Origin of the sequence: Mesorhizobium sp. M2A.F.Ca.ET.037.01.1.1 (assembly GCF_003998075.1) — a bacterium.
GTDB lineage: Bacteria > Pseudomonadota > Alphaproteobacteria > Rhizobiales > Rhizobiaceae > Mesorhizobium.
Window position 1 is genome coordinate 1 of sequence record NZ_RZSA01000807.1, and the last position, 3091, is coordinate 3091.

At 63.7% G+C, this 3091-nt stretch carries 4 protein-coding genes; all 4 read left to right on the plus strand.

Annotated features, from left to right (window positions below; genetic code table 11):
- Nucleotides 1–318 (plus strand): aminotransferase class III-fold pyridoxal phosphate-dependent enzyme (locus EOA27_RS29320; protein ID WP_127257864.1); only part of this gene is annotated, 318 nt, incomplete at its 5' end.
- A 223-nt stretch (nucleotides 319–541) separates the two neighbouring features.
- Entirely contained in the window at nucleotides 542–1105 is a 564-nt protein-coding gene (msuE, locus tag EOA27_RS29325) for an FMN reductase (RefSeq protein WP_126081261.1), read from the plus strand.
- A 524-nt stretch (nucleotides 1106–1629) separates the two neighbouring features.
- Nucleotides 1630–3033 carry an HD domain-containing phosphohydrolase gene (locus EOA27_RS29330; RefSeq protein WP_245491194.1) on the plus strand — a complete coding sequence of 468 codons (1404 nt, stop codon included), beginning with the start codon at nucleotides 1630–1632 and terminating at the stop codon, nucleotides 3031–3033.
- Nucleotides 3021–3091: LuxR C-terminal-related transcriptional regulator (locus EOA27_RS42435; protein WP_245491195.1), on the plus strand; the 71-nt coding region annotated here is incomplete at its 3' end. The genes EOA27_RS29330 and EOA27_RS42435, both read left to right, overlap by 13 nt.

The window sequence follows — 3091 nt, forward strand, 5'->3', positions numbered from 1 at the left end:
CCTTGCGCGCATTTGCAGGCAAGGCTGCGCAAGCTCGCCTCGCATCCGCTGGTGGGTGAGGTGCGCGGCGTCGGCCTCATCGCCGCCGTCGAGCTCGTCGCCGACAAGGCGACCAAGGCGCCCTGGGGCAAGCCGGCGGCGCTCAGCGCGCTGGTCAACGGCTTCCTGCAGCAGAATGGCGTGATCTCGCGCAACATGGGCGATGCCATCGCCTTCTGTCCGCCTCTGATCATCACCGAGACCCAGATCGACGTGCTGGTCGATGCGTTCGAGCGGTCGCTCGCCGCCGCCCTGCCGCAGATTCATCCGCAGGGCTGAAGGGACGCTCGGCGCCCTATGTCTTGGCGTCCTTTTCCGCTGCTGACCGGCAAGCTGCCTATGCGCGTCTCGCCGTCGGTATCCATAATCTGTTCGATCCATGGAAAAATTGTTCGGCGGCGAGCCCTCCAAGGGTCGACGGTTCCTTCTAAGACGGGTCGGAGTCTATAAAAATTATAGACATTGGACCCTGGTCGTCGACATACCGAGAAAGTGCCACAGCATGCCCAATCCAACCGTTGTCGGTTTCTCCGGAAATTTCACCCGGCCGTCGAAGACGCGCGGCTTCGTCGAGCACGTCGTCAGGGATATCGCGGTCCGTAACAATCTGTCGGCGAGCACCTATGACATCGAAGATGTCGGCGCCTCGCTCGGCAGCGCCAAATGGGCGCGAGATCTCGATCAAAAGGGCCGCGACGTCCTTGACAAGGTCGTCAATGCCGATGTGCTGGTGGTCGGATCACCGACCTACAAGGGCAGCTATACGGGCCTGTTCAAGCACTTCTTCGACCTGCTCGACCCGTCGGCGCTGAGAGGCAAGCCGGTGCTGCTGCTTGCCACGGGCGGCGGCGAACGGCACGCGCTGATCGTCGAGCACCAGCTTCGGCCGCTGTTCGGCTTCTTCGAGGCGCTTGCCTTGCCGACGGGGGTTTACGCGACGGACAAGGATTTCGCCGATGGCGTTCTCGTGTCCGATCCGATCCGCAAACGCGCCGCGCAGGCGGTCGAGGAAGCAGGATACGCGCTGTTGCGTCGCGCGGGCGGTCAGCGGGTTGCGGCCGAATAGCCGAGGCCTCTGGCCGCGCGACGTTTCCCGACGGGTGAGGCATGGCCGATACGCCATCGGGCCAGCCGGCAGGCGATACGATTATCGCGCCGGTTTCAAGCGTAGCCGAGATGTCGGGCGAAATTGGACGGCTGATATTGCCGGTTGCAATACCGCGAGACGCTCGTTGGACAGGGCTCGCTTAAGGACAAATCTATATCCCCGACCAGTTCGATGCGCCTCAATCGCGACTTAAAGCGCGTCGCGATCCTTCGGATTCGCTCCATGCGCTTTGGTCTTTGATTTGCGCATGTCTTTATCCCGAAGCCAGTTCCCACTTTCGGGAGACATGCTTCAGTTCCATCGCGATAGTCGGAAGCGGCTGATATCCGCGAGGAAATCAAACGCTTACCTACATTAGGGCTTGCTGGTATAAGAGGGTTTCGTCAAGGCTGGTTTGTCCACGTCGAAAATTTCAGCTGAGACACTGTCGACATTTGACGATTTGGTGCGCCGAGTAGGCAGGACCTGGTTGAGGGTGTGCGATGACAGAAGTCTCGATACGCCGCGCAGACTTCATGATGGTCCTCGCTTATGCCTCGGATCTCGCGACAGGCCATTCCCGCGACTTCGCGCTGAAATCCTGCGTGCTGGCAATGCGGATCGCCGAGCTTGCTGGCGTTTCGGAGCAGGTTCGGCGCAATGCCTATCACCAGTCCATGCTGCGTTATGTCGGCTGCAACGCGGACACCGACCTTCTCTCGGGTCTCTTCGGCGACGAAATCGCGCTTCGCCAGGACCTTGTCGGTCTCGACATGGGTCACCGTGCGGAACTGGGCAGGGTCTTCGTGCAGGCTTTCAAGCGGTTCTATTATGATCTCGCGCCTGACGCGCAGGCCAAGGCGGTCGAGGCCGCGACGTCGCAGGCGCTCGCCGTGGCGCGCCCGGTTCTGACAGCCCATTGCGAGGTGGCGCAGCGGATCGGCGAACGCCTCGGTCTCTCCGACGAAATCCGGCGCAATCTCGGACAGATCTACGAGCGCTGGGACGGCAAGGGCCTGCCGCGTGGACTGAGCGGCGAGGAGGTCCTGCCCGCCGTGCGCCTGATCACACTGGCGCAGGATGCGATCGCGCTCAGTGATGCCGTCGGCATCGACGGGATGGCCGAGACCATCGCCAGTCGTGCCGACGGCCCGTACGAGGCCGATCTGGCCCGGCTCGTCTCAGCCAACGCCGCGATGCTGATGCGGGGTATCGGCGCCACGATCGACCGCGAGACGATTCTAGCGCTGGAGCCGGATCCGCCGGTGACGCTGGACGAAGGGGCTTGCGACGAGGCGTTCCTCGCCATCGCCGACATGATCGACATGCGCATGCCATTCACGCAGGGCCATTCGCGGATGGTGTCGGAGCTGGCCGCGGGCGCTGGAGCAAGGATCGGTCTGCCCGCCGCCGATGTTCGCGCGCTGCGCTGGTCGGGCTGCATCCATGACATCGGAGAGCTCGTGGTGCCTGTGGCGACTTGGATGCGCAACGGCCCGCTATCGGTGCGCGAGCGCGACGCCGCGCAACTGCATGCCTATTACGGCGAGCGGGCGCTGGCTTCCTTCGGCCATGACGGCGATGCGATGGGCGCGCTCGTGCTGCGTCACCACGAACGCCTGGACGGTTCGGGATATCACCGCAAGGTCGGCGGCTCCGACCTCTCCCCGGCGGCGAGGATATTGGCCGCTGCCGAAGCCTTTCAAACGTCACGCGAGGAACGTGCGCACCGCAAGGCGCTGTCCAGCGAAGCGGCGGCGGCACAGCTGCGCGCGGCTGTTCGTGACGGCTGTATCTACCCCGACGCTGCCGAAGCCGTTTTGTCATTCGCCGGGCAGCAGTCGCGCCGGGCCTTGCCGCAGGCGCTGGCCGGCATGACGCCGCGCGAATCGAGGTGCTGCGCCTGATCGCCGCTGGGCTTACCGCGAAGGAAGTGGCTCGGAAGCTGGATATCTCGCCCAAGAC

Bases quoted from the DNA above. Each gene is read 5' to 3' on its own strand.
- msuE (WP_126081261.1), top strand. From the start codon at position 542: ATGCCCAATCCAACCGTTGTCGGTTTCTCCGGAAATTTCACCCGGCCG.
- EOA27_RS29330 (WP_245491194.1), top strand. From the start codon at position 1,630: ATGACAGAAGTCTCGATACGCCGCGCAGACTTCATGATGGTCCTCGCT.